The organism is Vibrio sp. Evd11 (genome assembly GCF_900382755.1).
In the GTDB taxonomy this organism is placed as follows: Bacteria; Pseudomonadota; Gammaproteobacteria; order Enterobacterales; family Vibrionaceae; genus Vibrio; species Vibrio lentus.
The window spans coordinates 1-20992 of sequence record NZ_OSDX01000020.1; the positions used below are offsets into that span (position 1 = coordinate 1).

20 protein-coding genes and 1 pseudogene are annotated in these 20992 nt (G+C 43.8%); 9 read left to right on the forward strand and 12 right to left on the reverse strand.

All coding sequences use genetic code 11. From position 1 onward, the window contains the following. Positions 1-105: 105 nt before the first annotated feature. On the reverse strand, positions 106-309 hold the full coding sequence (locus ED652_RS10825) for a CPXCG motif-containing cysteine-rich protein (protein WP_004733789.1): 204 nt from the start codon (positions 307-309) through the stop codon (positions 106-108). Between the two features lie 169 nt (positions 310-478). Continuing rightward, positions 479-1345, reverse strand: a complete 867-nt coding sequence (locus tag ED652_RS10830) for a fructosamine kinase family protein (RefSeq protein ID WP_017107077.1) — start codon at positions 1343-1345, stop codon at positions 479-481. A gap of 569 nt (positions 1346-1914) precedes the next feature. On the opposite strand from ED652_RS10830, the gene ED652_RS10835 reads away from it, so the two are divergent. Further along, positions 1915-2259, forward strand: a complete 345-nt coding sequence (locus ED652_RS10835; RefSeq protein ID WP_017112048.1) for a DUF3802 family protein — start codon at positions 1915-1917, stop codon at positions 2257-2259. 54 nt (positions 2260-2313) lie between these two features. Here ED652_RS10835 and ED652_RS10840 read toward each other — a convergent pair whose 3' ends face one another. Beyond that, entirely contained in the window at positions 2314-2799 is a 486-nt protein-coding gene (locus tag ED652_RS10840) for a C40 family peptidase (RefSeq protein ID WP_065103438.1), read from the reverse strand. A 104-nt stretch (positions 2800-2903) separates the two neighbouring features. Between ED652_RS10840 and ED652_RS10845 the strand changes: the two genes are divergently transcribed. Continuing rightward, positions 2904-4958: a methyl-accepting chemotaxis protein gene (locus ED652_RS10845; RefSeq protein ID WP_122054734.1), complete on the forward strand. Its 2055-nt coding sequence runs from the start codon at positions 2904-2906 to the stop codon at positions 4956-4958. 128 nt (positions 4959-5086) lie between these two features. Here the strand turns inward: ED652_RS10845 and ED652_RS10850 are convergent. Together ED652_RS10850 and ED652_RS10855 are read right to left on the reverse strand one after the other, a co-directional pair. Further along, positions 5087-5427 (reverse strand): annotated as a pseudogene (locus ED652_RS10850) (AzlD domain-containing protein). 2 nt (positions 5428-5429) lie between these two features. After that, positions 5430-6167 carry an AzlC family ABC transporter permease gene (locus tag ED652_RS10855; RefSeq protein ID WP_122054735.1) on the reverse strand — a complete coding sequence of 246 codons (738 nt, stop codon included), beginning with the start codon at positions 6165-6167 and terminating at the stop codon, positions 5430-5432. Positions 6168-6470: 303 nt separating this feature from the next. On the opposite strand from ED652_RS10855, the gene ED652_RS10860 reads away from it, so the two are divergent. The 3 genes from ED652_RS10860 to ED652_RS10870 all read left to right on the forward strand — a co-directional run bounded on the left by ED652_RS10860 (position 6471) and on the right by ED652_RS10870 (position 8889). After that, on the forward strand, positions 6471-6851 hold the full coding sequence (locus ED652_RS10860) for a RidA family protein (protein WP_122054737.1): 381 nt from the start codon (positions 6471-6473) through the stop codon (positions 6849-6851). A gap of 40 nt (positions 6852-6891) precedes the next feature. Further along, positions 6892-8166, forward strand: a complete 1275-nt coding sequence (locus ED652_RS10865) for a serine dehydratase subunit alpha family protein (protein WP_122054739.1) — start codon at positions 6892-6894, stop codon at positions 8164-8166. A gap of 75 nt (positions 8167-8241) precedes the next feature. Next, positions 8242-8889: a transcriptional regulator gene (locus tag ED652_RS10870; protein ID WP_122054741.1), complete on the forward strand. Its 648-nt coding sequence runs from the start codon at positions 8242-8244 to the stop codon at positions 8887-8889. A gap of 28 nt (positions 8890-8917) precedes the next feature. On the opposite strand, the gene ED652_RS10875 is transcribed toward ED652_RS10870, so the two are convergent. Further along, positions 8918-9715: a sterol desaturase family protein gene (locus tag ED652_RS10875; RefSeq protein WP_122054743.1), complete on the reverse strand. Its 798-nt coding sequence runs from the start codon at positions 9713-9715 to the stop codon at positions 8918-8920. A 68-nt stretch (positions 9716-9783) separates the two neighbouring features. Between ED652_RS10875 and ED652_RS10880 the strand changes: the two genes are divergently transcribed. Both ED652_RS10880 and nagK read left to right on the forward strand, forming a co-directional pair. Further along, on the forward strand, positions 9784-10530 hold the full coding sequence (locus ED652_RS10880) for a tRNA-uridine aminocarboxypropyltransferase (protein ID WP_076672039.1): 747 nt from the start codon (positions 9784-9786) through the stop codon (positions 10528-10530). A 163-nt stretch (positions 10531-10693) separates the two neighbouring features. Next, positions 10694-11602 carry an N-acetylglucosamine kinase gene (nagK, locus tag ED652_RS10885; RefSeq protein ID WP_017112058.1) on the forward strand — a complete coding sequence of 303 codons (909 nt, stop codon included), beginning with the start codon at positions 10694-10696 and terminating at the stop codon, positions 11600-11602. 166 nt (positions 11603-11768) lie between these two features. Here nagK and ED652_RS10890 read toward each other — a convergent pair whose 3' ends face one another. From ED652_RS10890 to ED652_RS10915, 6 genes are all read right to left on the reverse strand, one after another. Then, complete coding sequence (locus ED652_RS10890) at positions 11769-12035, reverse strand: DUF2960 family protein (RefSeq protein WP_004733780.1); 267 nt, start codon at positions 12033-12035, stop codon at positions 11769-11771. A gap of 262 nt (positions 12036-12297) precedes the next feature. After that, positions 12298-14115: a bifunctional molybdopterin-guanine dinucleotide biosynthesis adaptor protein MobB/molybdopterin molybdotransferase MoeA gene (locus tag ED652_RS10895; RefSeq protein ID WP_122054744.1), complete on the reverse strand. Its 1818-nt coding sequence runs from the start codon at positions 14113-14115 to the stop codon at positions 12298-12300. Beyond that, entirely contained in the window at positions 14115-14699 is a 585-nt protein-coding gene (mobA, locus tag ED652_RS10900) for a molybdenum cofactor guanylyltransferase MobA (protein ID WP_102327415.1), read from the reverse strand. The genes ED652_RS10895 and mobA overlap by 1 nt, the downstream gene beginning before the upstream one ends. Continuing rightward, positions 14677-15396, reverse strand: coding sequence for an energy-coupling factor ABC transporter ATP-binding protein (locus ED652_RS10905; RefSeq protein WP_122054746.1), 720 nt, complete (start codon positions 15394-15396; stop codon positions 14677-14679). The genes mobA and ED652_RS10905 overlap by 23 nt, the downstream gene beginning before the upstream one ends. Before the next feature lie 10 nt (positions 15397-15406). Next, entirely contained in the window at positions 15407-16105 is a 699-nt protein-coding gene (locus ED652_RS10910) for an ABC transporter permease (RefSeq protein WP_017107083.1), read from the reverse strand. A 148-nt stretch (positions 16106-16253) separates the two neighbouring features. Beyond that, complete coding sequence (locus ED652_RS10915; protein WP_029223695.1) at positions 16254-17060, reverse strand: substrate-binding domain-containing protein; 807 nt, start codon at positions 17058-17060, stop codon at positions 16254-16256. Positions 17061-17362: 302 nt separating this feature from the next. Between ED652_RS10915 and ED652_RS10920 the strand changes: the two genes are divergently transcribed. Both ED652_RS10920 and ED652_RS10925 read left to right on the forward strand, forming a co-directional pair. Then, positions 17363-18826 (forward strand): sigma-54 dependent transcriptional regulator, encoded by a 1464-nt coding sequence (locus ED652_RS10920; protein WP_032501258.1) that lies wholly within the window; start codon positions 17363-17365, stop codon positions 18824-18826. Further along, positions 18816-20843 carry a cache domain-containing protein gene (locus ED652_RS10925; RefSeq protein ID WP_122054748.1) on the forward strand — a complete coding sequence of 676 codons (2028 nt, stop codon included), beginning with the start codon at positions 18816-18818 and terminating at the stop codon, positions 20841-20843. The genes ED652_RS10920 and ED652_RS10925 overlap by 11 nt, the downstream gene beginning before the upstream one ends. Positions 20844-20992 lie beyond the last annotated feature (149 nt).

A 20992-nucleotide genomic window follows, 5' to 3' on the forward strand; every position in this document is an offset into this window, starting at 1 on the left:
AGACCACAACGGTATGCTAAGAACAAAAATGCCGTCACTCTTAAGTGAACGGCATTACACATCAGGTACTCTTTTTTGATCTGGGCTGAACCGAAAAATGATTGGTCAGAAAACCTGTTCATCGTCTGCATCAATCGAGAGATTAATTCTGTCTCTCACTTCATCTACCTGCATGTCGAGGTGGATGGCATTGCAACACGCTGGACAATCGTCGTAGAAGTCTTGACTACCATTAGAAGCATCGAGCGTTATGCTGATGGCGTGCCCACAATGAGGGCAAGAGACATGTTTCTCGGTGTATTTATGCATGGCGATTTCTCCTCATTGTAACTTTTATCAATTGCAGTCGCTTTATCGAACGTGATCGTTTTTCTCAATTGTAGTTACTTATATCGAACGTGCTAGCTTATGTCGATCCTAGTAGCTTGTATCGAACACAGCTGCTTGTATGGTTCTTGGTCAACCGTTGTTACTGGTATTAAACGGCCTGAATCTTCTGAATACACGCTTCGGTTTGCGCTAAATACTCACCGCCAAATTGATTGCAGTGATTTAGAAGATGGTACAAGTTGTAAATGTCTTTTCGATCAGTATAACCAACGTCTAGTGGCATGACGCTTTGATAGCCGTCATAAAACTCTTCAGGGAAGCCTTCGAACAATTCGGTTAGCGCTAAATCGCACTCATGGTCACCCCAGTAACAAGCAGGGTCGTAACAAATTGGGCCAAAAGCAGAATTGGCAACATTTCCGTTCCAAAGATCACCGTGAAGTAACGAAGGGCGGGGATTGTGGCCCGCAAGTCGCATATTGACCACGTCGACGATATCGTCGATGTCACCAAATTCGATGCCTTTTTCTTTCAGAAGCTGCAGCTGAAAACCTATACGCTGCTCTGAGAAAAAACGGCCCCATTTTTTATGCCACGGATTGGGCTGAAGGGTACTGCCTATATAGTTATCTTGGTCGCAACCAAACTCTTTTTGTTCGCCCCAGCTATGCAGTTGTGCCAGTTGAACGCCAAAATCATAACTATTATTGCCTGTTTCTAAAGGCTTGGTTGGTAGGTAATTAAGAATAATGAACGAGCACTCTTTGGTTTTACCAATCAGTACCAACTCTGGGACGTAGACTGTAGAAGTATTTCTTAGTAAGCGCAGGTTCTCAGCTTCAATTTCAAATTTTGGGAGAAATTCCCGCTGATTCACTTTTACAAAGTAACGTTCATTACCATCACTGATCATATAGCAATCGTTAATGTCACCACCAGGCACCTTAGTACGTTCAGTAATCTGAAAGTTGAATAAAAGGGTGTCTGAAAGCTGTTGAGAAATGGCCTGCCACATAGGAAATCCTCACAGAACTGTTGATTTGAAATACTAAATACAAATAGTTTAATAGCAATAGTTTAGGATAAATCTGAGCAATTTATAGACGTTCTGGTCAATGTTCTTAGCTCTTATTCCGTTCGATATGCATCAATTATAGAATTTGTGAACTCGAACTGTCTCAATGCCGTTGATATACCGAAAGAAATCATACTTTGTTAGGTCGTCAACGGTTTGGAACAGGTATCACATCTGAGCCAGATAAGATCCCCGTTAAGTGGAAAAGAAGGGGCGGATTGGTATCGTCTACACGTTACCTTATTTGGTTCTAATAAGATGGTTAGCGCTCATAAGACAATAGGTAGAATGTCAGTAAGGTATTAAATCCTTTTGTCGCTGGTCTTTTCACCTGATTAGTTCGATGGCTTGTTTGATACTTGAGAGGTTGATTTAAATTTGAGCTCAAATGCTAACAAAGATCATTTAAATGCGACTTTTAATAATAAAATGATGACAAATGACCTAATTTACATAGTATTAGCCAAGTACGTATTAATCTACTTTTGAGCTTAAAACGGAGATTTATTGTGGTTGTAGAAACCGATGGCTACTTAGCTTTAATCGAGCACCTATCATTCAACCTGGATGTATTCACCAAAGGTACCGGTGATACTGGCACTGAAAGTGTCGAAGACATCGTAACGGACATGATTTCAAGCAACATCATGGCTATTTTCGAGCAAAACCCAGAATTGCATGCCAGCGTTCGTTTTCAATTGTTGAAAGAGGCCGATGCTGTTGTCGCTGATTTAGGTGAAGTATTAGCAGGTGTTTGGGCTAAGAAAGCGACGAACGAGCAGATTGTTTTTCTTGACGAATACATCGCATTAGTGAAGAATTTGTTTGATACTGCTGTGGCTAAATACGACTAAGATCAGTTGCTGCTGACATTAAATAAATGCATTTAAAGTCAGATAAACTTCAAACTATATACGTCTAAAGTGCCAGAATTTTGAAGCCCAGTAGGGGTTATCAAGCCTTGAGATAATCACGCCTTTAGACGTAGACGCATGTAGGAACTGTTTGTTTCCCAGATAAACACCTACATGTCGAACCTTTGGTGAGGTTTTGAAAAAGACCAGATCACCGCTTATCGCTTGCTCATATGCGATTTCTTTCCCTTGTTGACTCTGATCTTTTGTCGTCCTTGGCAGTGCTTGCTGGGTCGCATTTTGTACTGCAATTTGAACAAATGCAGAGCAATCAACACCTCTAAATGACGTGCCACCAAAGTGATAAGGCACACCTTTCCACTGGTCATACACGCTCATATAAGCATTAACAGTCAATTGTTCTGATTTTGATAAGGGTTTCTGTGCGGTTTGACTGAAGTGAGAGGGAGGTGGTGTCGAGCTACATGCAGCTAATGTTGCGAAAGTTATTGTAACTGCAAGCATTTTCCTGAATTTCATACGTAACTCTTCTGAAAACAAAATGAAATAAAAACGTCATCAAGGACTTCTAGTATACGAACTAACTTAAGGATATCTCTTTTCGTAGTCAAACTGGATTTCACATGCCCGACACAAATTTATCAATAAAACCCTCACGTTATACATTCTCGCTCATCCAAACCGTTAGTGCTGTCTTTATTTCCATTCTTTTACTTGTCAGCTTTTTATCAATGGTCAGCATAAGAGGTGTTGAGCGAGTAGGCGGATATTTCGATACGCTATCGGAGCAGGCTTTACCGCTTGCGTTGCACAACGCAGAATTAACTCAGAGCGTATTAGAACAAGTCAAACTTCTTACTTACAGCACCCAATCAACCGACTTAGATACACTGAATGCAACACGAGGATCGATTGACCAACTCGCTTCCGAGAGTAACGCAACGCTAGAGGAACTCCTTTTTATCTCCCAATCTTTTCCTGATGCGATCTCTCTAGAACAACAACAGAACCTTATCGATGATATGGCACAACTGAAAACCATGACCAACACGGTTCTGCTCGCCCAGATTGAGATTCAAAATAAGCAAAACCTGATCGATAGCAAAATGAGCGAGTTCCGTTACGGTGTTGGTTCAATCGGACCCGAAATGAACCGTATCAGTTCGTTTTTGGTGGAAGATAATCCAGAAGCCAGTGATGCAGCGAATCGTTTCACTTCAAGTGCTTCTGCAATGGCAAATACCTTCTTGATGTTAATGATGCAATCTGACATCGAGAAAGCACAAGACGAATATCGCCAATTAAGAAACCGAATTGCGGGCCTGAACTTGGCTTACAGTGACTTTGCAGATTGGCATCCTGACATTGCTGAATTCGCAAGCCTAACCGCACCTTATGAAATGGTAAAAGAAGGCTTCACAGAACAAGGCGTTATCAAGCAACTACTATCGAAATTAGAGTTAGTTCAACAACAAGAGCAAGATCTCGCTGAAGTGATCTCTTTAGCGAACACTGTCATCAACACACTGAACCAATTATCTTTTACCGCTTCTCAATTGATTGATGAGAGCGAGCTCGTTGTTAATCAGACCATTACCAATATTGACCGAGTGTTGTTTATCAGCGGCCTAGTGATCGCCATAATCATCGTGCTTTCATGGTTAGTGTTACGTCGCTGGGTCAACAAAGGCCTTAAAAATATTACGCAACAACTGAGCTTGCTTGCAGATCATGATTTCTCAAAACAAAGCGCATTGGTTGGTCCTTTAGAGTTACAAGTGATTGCTTCAAAACTGAATACCGTGGTCGATTCAACAGCGGATTCCGTGCGCTTGGTGACACGTAACTGCGAAACGCTTTACCAAACTGCAGAAGTAAGCCATGATGCAGCGGAACAAACTAATTCGAGTCTGAATGAGCAGAACGAATCATTGCAGAACATGATTACAACGATTACTGAGCTTGAAGCCTCAATTGGTGAAATTGCACGTATTTCGAATGCATCAAATGACGACGCGCTACTTGCTGAAAACGAATCGGTAACCGGCAGCCAAGTTGTCGGGCTCAATCAGCAACGCCTGCAAGCTTTAGAACACTCTTTGAGTTTGAACGAAGAGTCGATGACCGACCTCGACGGACGCGTTAAACAGATCCGTGAAATGGTCGATGTGATCAGCGGCATTGCAGAAAACACCAACTTGCTGGCGTTAAACGCCGCCATCGAAGCTGCGCGAGCCGGTGAACAAGGCCGAGGCTTTGCCGTAGTTGCCGATGAGGTAAGGAAACTAGCCAGCGGTACTTCTCAGCAAACGACTAATATTCGCAATATGATGAATGAGTTGGTCGCAGCAGCTGGACGATCTCGCTCGGCGGTAACTGAATCTCGAAGCGAAATGGCCAATGCGATGCAAACCAGTGGTGATGTTAAGCAAGCTTTTGAAAAAATTGAAGTTGCAGTGAGTCAGATTAAAGGACGAGTCGAGCAAATCATGGTGGCGACTGAGCAGCAGGCTCGCGCCACTGTTGATGTTACACATTCAATCACCCGTGTATCAGAGCAGGGTGAAGATACCAAATTGCAGTTAGAATCTATGATTGAAAGCTCAGAACAAGTCGCCGAAATTGCAGGGCATCAACAAGCCATGCTTCACAAGTACCAGTTGCAAGCTGAAAAGTAGACACGTTCGTTGCTATTTGTTGATAAATATTGATTAACTACCAAGCGAGATAGGATTTATGCAAAAGGCAGAGTACGAGACTCTGCCTTTTCTTTTTTAACGCTATTTACCTGTCTATTTGAGCTTCTCTACATCGGCAACATTGGCATGATTTGTTGGAAAAAGATAAGCGAGGCAACACCACTAATCACAACCCAAATCAAATCAAATCAAAACGAAGGCTAACAAGCGTACAAACAATCGCAGCCAAAACCTTTGGGTTGTGAAGATCGAATTCCATTTCAGGCCCCGCACCTAAAATCTCCACAGCAATGATCGCAGGTAAAACCGTAACGGGAACAAAGCGCAGCGTCTTTTTAAAACGCTCCGACATCTCAAACTTTCCCGCCATACCAATCACAGAAAAACGAATGATGAAGGTTGCCGCCGCCATCGCTAAGGTAATAAGAATAAAAGTCGTTGTATTCATGGTTATGCCACTCCGCTTTCTGCGATTAATAAACCAGTTTGTGTTGCTTCTTGTTCTGCTTTCTCTGTCGAGAGATCCATACGATACCCCGCGTAAACGCCCACAACCGCTGCGATAACAAGACCAAGTGAGTAGGGGAGTTCAGCCAGTTGAACGCCTGTGAATGTCGCAACGATTGCCGCCACAATACATTCGCGACTTTTTACTTGTGGGATTACGATAGCGATAAATGCAGCAACCATCGCGAAATCTAAACCATAGTTTGCGATTTCAGGGAAAGATGCCCCTATCAAAGCACCCAGAAAATCAGCCACGACCCAGTTAACCCAAAATCCGCCCATCGCCGCCAAATAGAACCAATGACGACCTTGTTTTTCTTCCTTCATTTCATTGATCGTTACTGCGTATACCTCGTCTGTTAATCCGTAAGACATCAATATGCGCATATGAAGAGGGTACTCTTTCATGTGTTCGGACATTGATGCGCTGTAGAGCATGTGACGCAGGTTGATAATGAAAGTAGTAAACATGATGACTACGATACTCGCAGACGATTGAACCAAGCCTAATGCGACCATTTGCGATGAACCAGCAAACACAGTAAATGACCACAAAGTACTTTGAGTAACACTCATCCCGGCAGTGATACTGATTGCTCCGACGATAAATGAAAATGGAAATGCACCTACGCATAACGGCAAGATGGCACGTAGCCCTGCCTGTATCTGTTGTTTATTCATGACTGCTCACCCTAAATTAAAAAATTCAAATTTATTTGCAAATTATGGTGGGAATCGTATTGCTGATTCGTTTGTTTTTCAAATTCAGATTAAAATTTATTTGATTTAGATCGGTATTATGACTTCGAAAGAAAAAGGGTTCACACTTAAGTTGTTCAAATTCAATCACTTAAATTAGATTCCATTTTTGAGATCTTTGATTGACGGTATTTTAAGATAAATATTGCAACTATTTTTGCACTTTGGTTGTTTCAGTGTTTAAAATGTAGTTGAAATATTTAGTAACCCAGAACAGGAATAATCATGAAAGAAGTCATCACAGCAGACAGAGCACCAGAAGCTATCGGCCCATACTCACACGGCAACGCATTTGGAAACCTCGTTTTCACATCAGGTCAATTACCAGTGTGCAGAGAAAAAGGCGGTGTAGTAGAAGGTGGTGTGAGTGAACAATCTCGTCAATCGTTACTAAACCTTCAATATGTATTACAAGCGGCGGGCAGTGACCTAGACGCGGTACTAAAAACAACGTGTTACTTATCAGACATTAATGATTTCGCGGCTTTTAATGAAGCTTATAAAGAGTTCTTTGAAACGGATTGTCCTGCTCGTAGCTGCTTTGCAGTGAAGGATCTTCCTTTAGGCGTGAAAATCGAAATTGAAGCAATTGCTGGTCGTAAGTAGCTGCTCGTAAATAATCGAAGAATAGTTTGAGGTCCTTACTATGAAACAACAATGGCAACAGTATAAAGAGATTTTAAATACCGTCGTTAAACCGGCTCTTGGGTGCACAGAACCCATCTCCGCAGCTTACGCTTGTTCAGTCGCGGCCAAGATGCTGGTGGGTACACCCGACAAAGTTCGCGTGTATGTGTCGGATAATTTATACAAAAACTCGATGGGCGTGTTTGTTCCGGGAACAGGAAAAATCGGCTTACCCATTGCTGCTGCTGTTGGTGCAATTGGTGGGGATCCACACGCTGGTTTAGAGGTTTTGGCTAAGATCACCGCACAAGATGTCGATAAAGCTCAGGCACTTATTGATGCAGGGCAGGTGAGCGCACATCGAAAAGACGTAGATGAATTCATCTATTGCTGTGCTGAAGTTGAATCTGAAGGTCAAATTGCTATCGTTGAAATCAGCGGCGGTCATACTCAGATCATTAAAAAAACGTTAAATGGTACGGTTTTATTCAGTCAAGATTGTGACCAAACGGTGTCAACAGGATCGATTTGTGATGGTATCGATATTGATATCGGTGGTATCTACAATTACGCCACTGGAGCTGAATTTGAAGACATTCAGTTTATTCTAGAGGCGTCAGAACTCAACAGTAAGTTGTCACAAGAAGGGTTAGCACATGCATACGGGCTTGAAGTTGGCCGTACCATGGAACAAGGTATCCAATTAGGCCTGATGACCGAAGATCTAATGAATAAGATCATAATGCAAACTGCCGCAGCGTCCGACGCTCGTATGGGTGGGGCAACCTTGCCTGCAATGAGTAATTTCGGCAGTGGTAATCAAGGGATCGCTGCAACAATTCCTGTTGCAATTATCGCCGAGCATTTTAAGTCGTCTCAAGAACAATTGGCACGAGCGCTTATCATGAGTCACCTTGGTGCGATTTATATCAAATCATACTATCCACCGCTTTCTGCTTTTTGTGGTAATACGGTAACCAGTGCCGCGGCGGCGATGGCGATGGTGTATCTTGCGAAAGGTTCTTTTGAACAGAGCTGTTACGCAATTCAGAATGTATTAAGTGATTGTTCTGGAATGGTTTGTGATGGTGCTAAGTCGACATGTGCGATGAAAGTGAAAACCTCAACCAGTGCAGCGGCTAACGGATTCTTAATGGCGATGCGCTGTAATGAAGCCCACAACCAAGGCATTGTAGCTAATGATGTCGAGACCAGTATTCGCAATATTGGAAAATTGGTTACCGCAGGTATGAGTGTTACAGACTCAACGATTATTGATATAATGTCAGCGTAATCAAACGTTTTAGAATAAAACAAACCGCTTGGTATTTTTACTTAGCGGTTTTTTCGCCAGAAGAGGAAGGACTCAGTGTTTGAATTAGCTCAAAGTGATTATGATATTTTGCACTCAATCGAAAACATCGTTGACGGGATTGCTGCAATGTATGGCGAGCATACGGAAGTGTTATTGCACAGTTTAGATGTTCGCAACCCTTCAATTATCAAAATTGCGAACAGTCATGTCACTGGTCGAGACTTAGGCGCACCTATTACCAACTTAGCGCTGATGAAGCTTACTCAAGGTAAAGATGTGTCGGGCGCGTATATGACAAAATGTCCCGATGGCAAAACCTTACGTTCTATGACGACGATAATTCGAAATCCTCAACAGAAAGCCATCGGTTTGCTCTGTATCAACACCAACCTCGATGCGCCATTCCAAGAGGTGATGCATTCACTGGTTCCTTGTTTGTTACCGCATTTTGAAAGACTTCAAACCACACCTGAAACTTTTGCCCGCAGCAATGAAGAGATGATGCACAGCTCAATTGAAACCGTGCGAGAACAGGTGACGAGTGATCCTGAAATAGCGCCATCGAAGAAGAGTCGTGAGATTGTGACGCGATTGCATGAAATGGGCATTTTCGATTTGAAAGACAGTGCGCAAATAGCAGCAAAAGGGCTCGATATCTCTATCCACACCATTTACCGCTATCTACGTGAGTTAAAAGCGTAACGTTTGGTTCGTGTTTGTTGTCTAGTTTTTAACTTTTCTGGTTGTATCTAAATGGCTGGGTGATCAGTTTATCCAGCCTCTGTTCTTTTCCATCTTGTATCTCTGGTACACCGATATGAACGTTATCATGACCAAGCTTGGGCTGGTCATGATATGTCCTAAACCAAATATCCCACACCGATAAGAAGAAACCAAAGTTAGAGTGTGTTTCTTTAACAATGACTGAGTGATGGACGCGATGCATGTCGGGCGTAACGATCGCTTTTCTTAATCGTTTATCAAACCACAACGGAAGGCGAGCATTACTGTGGTTAAACATGGCGCTGGCATTCAACAAAATTTCGAAGATGACAACAGCAATCACTGGAACACCAAGTGCTATGACCAAGCCCACTTTAATCAGCATTGAAAGAATCATTTCTATTGGGTGAAAGCGGGTGCCCGTTGTGACATCGATATCGAGATCAGCGTGATGAACTCGGTGCAGCTTCCAAAGCCAAGGAACGCGGTGAAACACCAAATGCTGTAGGTAAATAGCGAAATCTAACAACAATACACAAACCACAATGCTGAGTTCTTTGGGAAGTGACAGGGTATTAAACAAGCCCCATTGGTTATCTTGTGCGATAACCGCTGCTTGGAACGCTGCAATAGGGATTAACGTCGCTAGCAGAAAGCTATTAAGAGCGACTAACGCAAAGTTGTTTCCCCAACGAAACCATTTACTCTGAGTCAGCGTTTTACGTGGAAAGCGGTACTCCCAAAGAGCACACAATCCAAAAACGACAATAAAACAAACAAGGCGAAGCAGGGATGGGTCTTGCATGGGAATTCCTTCTATCATTCTAGGGTCACTGTAAGTACAATCGTGCCACTTTTCTAGATCTATCGTTATTGTCCATGAGAATCCACGCTTTTCACCGTTTATACCAACACCGTTTATCCATTGCTACTAAGCCGTTTAATGCGCGCGGGTGTAAAGTAGTGCGATGTGAGTTCTGTAAAATAAAACAAGACAGCTGTATCTGCGAGCATCAACCTAACATTGATACGAACGTCGCGACTATGTTGATCTTGTCAGACAACGAAATCTTAAAACCAAGTAACACCGGTCGTTTGATTGTTGATACGGTAAAAGACAGTTACGCCTACCTTTGGCATCGTACTGAGCCAAATCAAGAGATGTTGGATGTTCTAAAAGACGACAAATACCAACCTGTGATCGTGTTCCCAGAAGACTATACCGACGACAAAACGCGCGTGGTTCAAGACCTGCCACAAATGCGTGACCCAAACAAAACACTATTGCTGATTTTCATAGATGGCAGCTGGCGCGAAGCGCGACGTATCTTCCGTCGTTCAGAGTATCTGCAAGATTTACCTGTGTTGTCGATTGAGCCTGAATCGGTTTCTCAATACATGATGCGTAAGTCAGACAACGAACAACACCTTTCTACTGCAGAAGTTGCGAGCTTAGTATTAAAGCAAGCGGGTGAAGAGCAGGGCGCAAAGACTTTACAACTATGGTTTGAAGCATTTCGTGAAAGCTACATGCTAAGTAAGACGCGTTATAAGTCCGATCCGACCAAACCAAGCCTGAACGCTTTCATAGAGCACACCAAAAGTGAGACGTCACTCTAACCTTTAACCGCTTTGTGCTGACTTGTTGTTCAAACAGACTCGATCACGAGATAAGTTTGTTATCTATCACGGTTTGTAGGGGGAGTGTTATGGATAATGCTCCTTAGTTGTTTAATTTAAAAATTTTATTTGCCCTAATTTAGGGAAAAATTGGAGAGATTTCATGTATTACGGCTTCGATGTTGGCGGCACAAAAATTGAGTTTGGTGCATTCAATGAGAAACTTGAACGAGTAGCAACAGAGCGTGTTCCAACTCCAACAGACGATTATCAATTACTGCTTGATACGATTGCTGGTTTGGTTAAAAAATACGACAGCGAATTCTCTTGCGAAGGCAAAATTGGCCTTGGTCTTCCTGGCATGGAAAACGCAGACGACGGCACAATGCTTGTTGTTAACGTACCAGCTTCAACAGGTAAGCCACTGCGTAAAGATTTAGAAGCGCTTATTGGTCGTAGTGTAAAAATCGAGAACGATGCGAACTGTTTTGCGCTTTCAGAAGCATGGGATGACGAACTTAAAGATGAACCATCAGTTGCTGGCCTAATTCTAGGTACTGGCTTCGGTGGTGGTTTAGTTTATGAAGGCAAAGTGTTCTCTGGTCGTAACCACGTTGCAGGCGAACTAGGCCATATGCGTCTTCCTATTGATGCATGGTTCCACCTTGGCGACAACGCACCGCTATTAGGTTGTGGTTGTGGCAAGAAAGGTTGTTTAGACAGCTACTTATCTGGTCGTGGCTTCGAATTGATTTATGAGCACTACTTCGGTGAGAAGAAGAAAGCGATTGAAATCATCCAAGCATACAACGAAGGTGAAGCAAAAGCGGCTGAGCACGTAGATCGCTTTATGGAGCTATTGGCTATCTGTTTTGCGAACCTGTTTACGGGTCTTGACCCACATGTTGTTGCACTGGGTGGTGGTCTTTCAAACTTCGAACTTATCTACGAAGAAATGCCAAAGCGCATACCTAAGTACCTACTGTCTGTAGCGAAGTGTCCTAAGATCATCAAAGCGAAACACGGTGATTCAGGCGGTGTACGTGGCGCTGCATTCCTTAACATTAAGTAATCGCAACTTAACGTTAAGCTTGCTAAGGTTAGATAGTTAAAAAGCATAAATAAAAATGCCGCAATCTCGAAAGAGGTTGCGGCATTTTTTATTGTTCAGTGTTTTCGTTTCTGTAAGGCTAAACGAAAAGCTAGAAGCGACATATCAAGAAAAAGAGCCAGAGGGCTTACTTCTTCTTTTTACCAACGCCAAGGTTGTCTTTTTGCTTCAACGTAAGCTTAGTAAAGCCTAGCTTACGGAAATAGTTGTCTTGGTAGTTACGAACCGCTTTAGTATCAGAAATAAACTCAAGCTGTTGCTCAGTTTTTAGATACTCAGTGATGTCGATACCTTCGGCTGCAGCGACAGCTTCTTGGATCGTGCGGTGTTCTTGTTTCGAAAACAGTAACTCTTTGTCTTCGTCTTTGTAAGTGTACAGAATGGTACGAGCCATGATGCTCTCCAATAGAATTATTACTTTGCGCGCACTCTACATAAAAACAGTACGTGGCTCAAGGTTATGATAAAAAATCTTAAGATTATCGTTCTTCAGGCTTATCGCTATTTAAGCTTTCTGTCTTTTAAGGAACGAACAGGTTGTCTTTTACGAAACGAAAAGAAAAGAAAGCCCCGTTACATCGAAAGCTCGATAGAAGGGGCTTCATCTATGTTTTAGCAAAGAGCTTCTAAGTCAATTTAGGTCATTGAACCTTCAATTAAACACGACCTTGCAGAGGTATGATCGTCACTGTCTCGCCGACTTTCACGGTATCAACCGCTGGCGAGATTTCAATTAAGCAGTTCGCTTCGCTCATTGAACGTAGAATACCTGAACCTTGCTTACCGGTTGTTTTCACTTCAAGTACGCCTGATTCGTTCATTGAGAACACTCCACGGCTAAACTCAGTACGACCTTGACGAGAACGTAATTGCTCAGTTGCTATCGCGTTCGCTTTCACTGGTGTCCAGTTAGTTTGACCTTGTAGCTTGCGGATTGCAGGTTCTACAAAGTTAATGAACGACACCATCACGGCTACTGGGTTGCCAGGTAAACCGAAAAAAGGTTTGTCTCCAATTTTGCCGTAAGCAAGAGGGCGACCTGGACGCATGTTGATACGCCAGAAGTTAATCTCACCCAACTTATCTAACGCGAGTTTGATGTAGTCAGCATCGCCAACAGACACGCCACCTGAAGTCAGAACCATGTCGGTCTCTAACGACGCAGCATGAAGTACATCCATCATCTTTTGTTCGTCATCTTCGATAATACCGTAATCAACGATGTCGCAACCTAGCTTTTGAAGCATACCGATAATAGTAAAACGGTTCGAATCATAGATAGAGTTCGGCTTCTGCTCACTACCCGGCGCTTGAACTTCATCACCTGTAGAGAACACACCGACTTTAACTTTACGTAAAACAGGGCAGTTGCCAAAACCTAGTGATGCCATCATGCCCATTTCTGGTGCTTCGATTCGTGTGCCACGAATAAAGACAGGTTGGCCGATTTCTAGATCTTCGCCCGCCATACGGACATTTTGTCCAACCGAGATTTTAGCGTCTGGGAAGCTAACTGTGTCGCCTTCTTGAACGGCTTGTTCGCGCATCACGACGACATCAACGCCTTCAGGCATTGGAGCGCCCGTCATGATCTTAACGGCCTCACCTTGTTGAACGGTTTTATCGTAGCTGTGACCTGCCATGACTTCAGCAACGATGTTGTAGCTATCCAGTTCTAAATCTTCACTGCGGATTGCGTAGCCATCCATCGCAGAGTTGGTGTTTTGAGGCACATTGATTGGTGAAATAACATCTTCAGCCAGCACACGCCCGTAGCCTTGTAGTAATTCAACACTCTCAGTGAGGTCGAGCGCATCAATGCTATCGACGATCTTTTGTTGACCTTGCGTAACGCTTAGGCCAGCAGGAGAGAAGGAGTCACAACACACAACAGGTGAATCGTCTTTTGAAGATGAACACGACGCTATTTTGCTTGTTGTCGAAGAAGGGTCGAATGACTGAGCATACTCGATGATGAAATCACGAATCGATTCTAAGTCGCTGATCGCCATTTGTGGCAAGTCTGATTCAACTTGGCTGTCTGCAGCAATAGCAATAATGTTGTCATCGTTTGGATATAGCCAAGGCTTACCGACTTCGTCTCTGTGCAGTTCAATTTTTGGGAAGGCGATGTTCTTACAGCCTTCAACCAGAATCAAGTCCAGCGTGTTGGTATCAAAGCGTGTCAGAAGGTAATCAAAGTCAGCTTCGGCTTCTGGTGTTTCTGTCATCATCACGTGACGGTTACGCGAAGCGATCAGCATTTGATTTGCGCCCGCTTTACGTAGGCGGTAGCTGTCTTTACCCGGCTTATCGACATCGAAATCGTGGTGAGCGTGTTTAAGAACACTCACTTTTAAACCCGCATTCGTCAGCAGAGGCAACAACGCTTCAAGTACGGTTGTTTTGCCTGTGCCGCTGTAAGCCGCAAAGCCCAATAAAGGAAGGTTAGGGCGTTGTTTTGAATCTTTCATTATTGAAGCGTTCCAAATTGGGTGAGTTCTTCTGGCGTATTGAGATTAACAAAGCAGTTCGGCGCGTCGCTAAAGTCGACGTACTCAGTCACACACTCTTTGTACAACAAGATGATCTTGCGGTCGCCACGCTCTAAAAACGCTTCTAACTTTGGCAGAACACGTTTGTGGAACAGGGTGAATACAGGTTGCTTAAATTCGCCATCGTGAGCCACAAGAATGTCGCTGTCTTCTTTTACTGCTGCACAAAAACGCTCAACAAGGTCGTCACTGATTTGAGGGCTGTCGCAAGGAACAAAGCCTACCCAATCTGTGATCGCGTTTTTAAGGCCAGCGTGAATCCCACCCAAAGGGCCTGGGTAGTCAGGGAAAGAATCGGAAACAACCGGTGCAAATGCTTGGTAACTGTCTAGGTTACGGTTGGCATTGATGGTAATGCTGACATCTTGTTGAGACAGCTTGTCTATAACGTATTGAATAAGCGGAGAACCGTTGAGCTCAACGAGTCCTTTATCTTTTCCGCCCATACGGCTGGCTTGACCGCCAGCCAAAATAACCCAACTAGTTTGCGTTGGAAGCAGCATAAATATTCTCTTGTGCTTTGTTCTTTTTAATAACTTGAAGAAGCGGTGATTCGGTCAAAGTGTTGTCCTTGATCCACCACTGCTTCTTACATAAATCGGTTAACGCGTTAGTTTGGTGACTTGTAATGACTAAACTCGCACCTCTCTGAAGAAGATCTTCGGCCATAATGACCAATCTTTCAATAGATTCTTTGTCTAAAGAAGCACTTGGTTCGTCCATCAGCAAAATTGAAGGCTTGAGAATCCAAGCTCGTGCCATTGCCACGCGTTGACGCTCACCACCAGACAAAACAAAAATGTGCTCATCTGCTAGGGTTTCTAAACCTACCATCCTCAACGCATTAATTATTTGAGCTCGCTTATCTTTTTGGCTCTCTTTGTTAAAGCGAATGCCATAAGCGACATTTTGGTACACCGAGCCATCAAAAAGGTAAGGGGTTTGGTGGAGATAGATGATGTCTTTGAATTTTAACCGAGGAAACAGGCTATGTTGCCAGCTTTGTGTCGGAGACTGAATACGGCCAGAGCTCGGCTTGATCAATCCTGATAAAATTTTAAGTAGGGTCGTTTTGCCAACGCCGTTATCGCCTTTGAGATAAATAGCATCGTTGGGGCCGATCGACAATTCGGGGATGTGGAACAAAACACGCTCTTTGTAGCGCATTGAAATTTGCTGCGTTGTTATTTTTATACTCATGACAGCGTTCCTAAGTTCTCAAGTAGCCTTTTCCTCTCACACTGGAAAGGAAAAAGTTAAGGGCTAATGCCAATGCTAATAAAACCATACCAAGTGCCACACCTTGAGCAAATGCGCCTTTGTGACTTTCCATAGCAATAGCCGTAGGGATATTTCGTGTCATTCCCATAATGTTGCCACCCACCATCATCGAACAACCAACTTCGGTCACGATACGTGAGAATGCAGCAATGGTGGCTGCCAACAGAGGGAATCGTGTTTCCCAAATTAAAGTACACGCGACTCGAGTGGTTGAGACTCCAAGGGTACGCGCTGTTTCTACTGCTCGGCGATCGCTGGCTTGCAGCGCGCCATGCATCATAGCAACCAGAATTGGGAAACAGATCAGCATTTGACCGAGAATCATCGCCTTTTGCGTGAACAGCAATTGCCAGTCACCCAAAGGGCCAGAACGAGAGAGCATCATGTACATCAACAAGCCAATTACCACGGTCGGTATCGCTTGTAAGGTGTTGATCACCGAAAGCAGCGCCCATTTACCGGGGAATTCGGTGTAAGCCAATAAGAAAGCCATGATGATTGCAGGAACAATCACCAATGAAATGGCGGACAATGAAACGCTGAAAGATACCGCGACGATTTTCCACAGTTCGTGGTCAAAACTCACCAGTAGATTCATTGCATCAAGCGTTGTTTGCCATAGGGTCATGAAGTATCTCGTTTAAAGCGACAATAAGTCTTAAAAAGTAATGCTGATATTTTGGTAATAGCTGACTTTGGATTAGCGAAACAGGGTGAGTCAGCTATTCATTCTTTTCGAGTTCACTATTCACCCTGTAAGAATAGTGCAATGACGACTATTCTGCGCTTGCAACAAACAGTTGTTTGCCGTGCAGTTTAAAGTCGTTAATCAGTTTCTGACCTTTAGGGTTAACCAACCAATCACTGAATACTTTCGCTGCTTGGTAGTTGATGGTCGGGTAGCGCTCAGGGTTAACAAGAATCACTTGGTAAGGGTTAAATAGGTTCTTGTCACCTTGGAAAAGGATTTTAAGATCCAATTTGTTTTGGTAAGCCAACCAAGTACCACGGTCTGTCATGGTGTAGCCTTGCATCTCTGACGCCATGTTCAGAGTAGGGCCCATGCCTTGACCAACACTGCGGTAACCACCGAAGTTTGGTTCCATTTTGGTTTGTGCCCAGATACCCATTTCTTTCTTATGAGTACCAGAATCGTCACCACGAGAAACGAACGTCACGTTGTTCGTTGCAATCGCTTTGAACACATCAGCCACTGCTTTTTGAGATTCAATTTTCGCAGGATCACTTTGTGGACCCACAATAACAAAGTCGTTATACATCAGTTTACGAGGTAGAACGCCGTAGCCTTGTTCGACGAAATTCGCTTCTGCTTTTGGTGCGTGAGTCATCACCAAATCGACATCGCCGTTCTCACCCATACGAAGTGATTTACCCGTGCCTGCAGCTAGAACGTCAACTTTAATACCAGAGTCTTTTTCGAACTCAGGTAATAGGTAGTCTAGTAGGCCAGAGTGATACGTGCTTGTTGTTGTCGCAAGTTTGATGTGCGTGGTGTCTTCTGCGCTGCTAGCTGAGTAACTGACGATAGATAGAGCGGCAATAGTTAAGGGAATTGCTTTCATTATTATTATGTCCATTCTGTTATAAATGAATGACACGCCTTCAACTTCAAAGGGCTCAAAGAAGGTCATGTTCATGAGTGCTAATTTTTGTAATTAGAAATCATCACCTTATAAGCAATGTTAGTGCCAATAAATCATGCATCAGATCTCATTAAATTGCTGTTATTTCGAACGAAACTGCGTCATTTGACCCCATAAATTAAAACAAAACATGAGCTAGGACAAAATGTCGCACATTGACCCTGTTGCGTAAAAGGTTAATTGGTACACTCTGTCCCAACTTTCCCTATCGGCTGATCATTATGTCTTTACCTAGTTCAAGCGCTTCTAACCTCAACTCCAACACATTGACTCAATATCAGGCATTTTCTGTCTTGGTGGTTGACGATGAAATTGGTATGCAGGCTATTCTTAAGAAAGCACTAGGTAAGTATTTTGGCAAGGTATCCAGTGCCGGTTCTGTAGAAGAAGCTGAAGTTCTACGTTGCAACGAACACTTCGATTTAATCGTGCTTGATATCAATCTCCCAGGTCGCTCTGGTATTGAATGGGAAGAGGTATTCAACGACGCAGACAAACGCGCCGACGTAATTTTCATGACGGGTTACGCTGATCTCGAAATGACCATATCTGCACTTAAGCTTGGCGCCTCTGATTTCATTTTGAAGCCTTTCAACTTAGAACAGATGATAAAAGCAGTACTTCGCTGCATGGACAAGCGCCTAGACCAAAGAATGCAATACGCGTTGAAGCGCGATGTTAGCCGTCATATCAAAACGGAACTGATCGGCAACTCAGATAAAACCAAACAACTTAAGCAACTCATCAGTCAATTCGCACCATCAAGAGCATCGGTGTTAATCGAAGGCGAGTCGGGAACGGGTAAAGAGTTGGTTGCTCGTGGCGTGCACGAAGCCAGCAAACGAACAGGGCCATTTGTGCCAATCAACTGTGGAGCGATAGCTCCTGAGCTTTTAGAAAGTGAATTGTTTGGCCATACGTCTGGTGCCTTTACTGGTGCTAAGAAAAATAGAGAAGGCCTGTTTAGAGTCGCAAGTGGCGGCACACTGTTCCTTGATGAAATCGGTGAGATGCCACTGCCAATGCAAGCGGCACTGTTACGCGTTTTAGAACAACGAACGATTCGACCTGTTGGCAGTGAGAAAGAGATCGCTGTCGATGTTCGTGTGGTCGCAGCGACAAACCGTAATCTTCAAGAAGAGGTCGATAAAGGACATTTCCGCCGTGACCTGTTTTACCGACTTAATGTTCTTAAGATTGACGTTGTCCCACTAAGAGAACGTCCATCCGATCTTATTGAGCTCGTTCCTTACTTTACCCGTTTACTATCGAGCGAGCTTTGTGTACCGGTTCCAAACTGGGCGCATGAAGACATCTTGGCAATGAACGAGTATGAATGGCCGGGGAATATCCGCGAACTTAAAAATTTAGTCGAACGTTGCATCTTGTTAGACAAGCCACCAGCACATTATTGGCGTGAGATTAACGGTGATCCAGCACCCACTAGCATTTCAGTGACGGTGTCACATGGCGCCGAGTTGCCTAATTTGGATAACAATGATGCCGTTGAAGGTTACCCAAACACTTGGACACTCAAAGATGTTGAGAAAGCACATATAGAACAGTTGGTGAGTTTTCATGATGGGAACAAGTCGGCAGCATCTAGGGATCTTGGCGTTGCTCGTAAAACGTTAGAGCGTAAATACAAAGAATGGAATACAGAAGGCTCTGAATATGCCGATTAGACGTCATTGGTGGTCAAAGTGGGCGTTCCGATTCAAAACCATGGTGCGGTACCGTCTGTTATTTTTAACGTCTGCTCCGATCATCTTAACTCTATGTGCTCTGGTTGCGATCACTTTGTATTGGTCTGTTCACTACACATGGCAGGGCGCATTGATTGACGTTGATGAGCGGTTGGATGTTGCAGACAACAGTATTCAGCTGATTCAAAGCCAACAGGCCTATAACGTTCAAGCCTTTGCTGAGTCTTACAACTTCCGAATCAAACTCAAGAGTGATATTTCAAAAAAAGAGCTCACACGTTGGGTTTCAGAAAACAAATCTCGCTATGAACTCGATTTTCTGCGCTGGCGTAGCGTCGAGAGCATGGAGAAAAAACTTGAATACCTCAACCTGACACACAAAGCATCTTTCTTTAGTGTATTAAGTCAAAGCGAACTCAACGATTTAGACCAAAATCTTGCAAGGCAAGCCGAAGTCCCAATGCTTAATAGCCGAAATGTTGAAACTCGTGGTTTGGTTAGCCGCACCGTTGTGTCGATTCGAGACAAGAATGATCACGTCATTGGCTTTCTTGATGGCGGGATCTTACTGAACAACAGCACGCAGTTAGTTGATCAGATCAGCAACCTAATCTATCCGCAGCGCGATGGTTTCAATCGTCGTATCGGTACCGTCACGGTTTTCCTTGATGAGCTACGTGTGAGTACGAATGTACCGCTGAGCAGTGAAGAGAGTGCAGGGCGTGCAATCGGTACTCGTGTTTCGCATGAGGTTCACTCAAAAGTCTTAAATGAAGGCAAAGAGTGGTTGGATCGTGCTTACGTTTACGACGCTTGGTACATCACAGCATATCAACCGATTCATGACCAGTTCGATAACGTTATCGGCATGCTCTATACCGGTTATTTGATTTGGCCACTAGTGGAAACATACTTAACCAACCTTGGTGAAATCAGCATCACCATTGTGCTATTACTCTTGATCTCCGGCTGGATCGTTCACCGCGGCGCGCGTGATCTTTTCAACCCAATCGAACGCATCCATAAGGTCGTGAAGCTCGTCCAGATGGGGCAAGACAAGCGAATAGGTACACTTGGTTTAGATGCTCAACACGAACTCACTTTGCTGGCTAAACAATTCGATAAAATGTTGGATTTGCTCCACGAACGCAATCAAGAAATTCAACAAGCCGCGTCTGAGCTCGAATGTAAGGTTCATTCTCGTACTGCCAGTTTGAAAGAGAAAACCGAAGAACTCGAACTTCATATCCAGCTTCTCAACCAAGCTAGAGATAAGCTGGTGGTCAACGAGAAATTAGCCGCATTAGGTGAGTTAACCGCAGGTATTGCCCATGAGATTAATAACCCAACGGCTGTGATTCTTGGCAATGTCGAGTTGATGAAGTTTGAGCTTGGTGACGAAGTGGCCCGTGTAGACGAGGAAGTCCACGCAATCATGGAGCAGATTGACCGAATCCGAAATATTACACGAAGCCTACTTCAATACAGCCGACATGGCGGCGTACAAGACGAAATCACTTGGCAACACATCAATCCAATCGTCGACGAGAGTATTACACTTGTCAAAACAGGCGCTAAGAAGAAAGGCATTGTGTATGTCTCACAACTGCACGCGAAAACGTCTGTCGAAGTGAACCGCAACCAATTGCTACAGATTCTGGTTAACCTACAGATGAACGCAATTCACGCGATGGATGGAAAGGGCACATTGACTATTTCAAGTGAAGACTGGGTTGAAAATGGCGTGTCTCATGGGGCTATTGTTCATGTTGAAGACGAAGGCTGTGGTATCAAAGAAGAGCAACTGAAACGTATTTTCTCGCCTTTCTATACCACCAAACGAGACGGTACAGGTTTAGGTTTGTCAGTATCTCAAAGTATCTTGAGTCAAACAGGTGGCGAGATACGTGTCAAATCAGAAGTAGGCAAGGGAAGCCGCTTTAGTATCTACCTTCAGCAAAAAGCGACACCACAGTTGTTGGTCTCAAACCTATAAGTTTTAGCTTTAAGATCGAATCCAACCATATTATCACCTGATAATATTTCTATTTCGCTTGGGCGGTTATATGAACGTTTCAGCCCAAGCACGAAAATTCCGCACTACTAAACTATCGCCAACTAAATCTCAACCTCTGCCCGTTTGAC

What these genes read in the sequence shown, in the direction of transcription:
- ED652_RS10825 (WP_004733789.1), bottom strand. Translation starts at nt 309, where the DNA reads ATGCATAAATACACCGAGAAACATGTCTCTTGCCCTCATTGTGGGCAC.
- ED652_RS10830 (WP_017107077.1), bottom strand. Translation starts at nt 1,345, where the DNA reads ATGTGGCAGGCCATTTCTCAACAGCTTTCAGACACCCTTTTATTCAAC.
- ED652_RS10840 (WP_065103438.1), bottom strand. Translation starts at nt 2,799, where the DNA reads ATGAAATTCAGGAAAATGCTTGCAGTTACAATAACTTTCGCAACATTA.
- ED652_RS10845 (WP_122054734.1), top strand. Translation starts at nt 2,904, where the DNA reads ATGCCCGACACAAATTTATCAATAAAACCCTCACGTTATACATTCTCG.
- ED652_RS10855 (WP_122054735.1), bottom strand. Translation starts at nt 6,167, where the DNA reads ATGAATAAACAACAGATACAGGCAGGGCTACGTGCCATCTTGCCGTTA.
- ED652_RS10860 (WP_122054737.1), top strand. Translation starts at nt 6,471, where the DNA reads ATGAAAGAAGTCATCACAGCAGACAGAGCACCAGAAGCTATCGGCCCA.
- ED652_RS10865 (WP_122054739.1), top strand. Translation starts at nt 6,892, where the DNA reads ATGAAACAACAATGGCAACAGTATAAAGAGATTTTAAATACCGTCGTT.
- ED652_RS10875 (WP_122054743.1), bottom strand. Translation starts at nt 9,715, where the DNA reads ATGCAAGACCCATCCCTGCTTCGCCTTGTTTGTTTTATTGTCGTTTTT.
- nagK (WP_017112058.1), top strand. Translation starts at nt 10,694, where the DNA reads ATGTATTACGGCTTCGATGTTGGCGGCACAAAAATTGAGTTTGGTGCA.
- ED652_RS10890 (WP_004733780.1), bottom strand. Translation starts at nt 12,035, where the DNA reads ATGGCTCGTACCATTCTGTACACTTACAAAGACGAAGACAAAGAGTTA.
- ED652_RS10895 (WP_122054744.1), bottom strand. Translation starts at nt 14,115, where the DNA reads ATGAAAGATTCAAAACAACGCCCTAACCTTCCTTTATTGGGCTTTGCG.
- mobA (WP_102327415.1), bottom strand. Translation starts at nt 14,699, where the DNA reads ATGCTGCTTCCAACGCAAACTAGTTGGGTTATTTTGGCTGGCGGTCAA.
- ED652_RS10905 (WP_122054746.1), bottom strand. Translation starts at nt 15,396, where the DNA reads ATGAGTATAAAAATAACAACGCAGCAAATTTCAATGCGCTACAAAGAG.
- ED652_RS10910 (WP_017107083.1), bottom strand. Translation starts at nt 16,105, where the DNA reads ATGACCCTATGGCAAACAACGCTTGATGCAATGAATCTACTGGTGAGT.
- ED652_RS10915 (WP_029223695.1), bottom strand. Translation starts at nt 17,060, where the DNA reads ATGAAAGCAATTCCCTTAACTATTGCCGCTCTATCTATCGTCAGTTAC.
- ED652_RS10920 (WP_032501258.1), top strand. Translation starts at nt 17,363, where the DNA reads ATGTCTTTACCTAGTTCAAGCGCTTCTAACCTCAACTCCAACACATTG.
- ED652_RS10925 (WP_122054748.1), top strand. Translation starts at nt 18,816, where the DNA reads ATGCCGATTAGACGTCATTGGTGGTCAAAGTGGGCGTTCCGATTCAAA.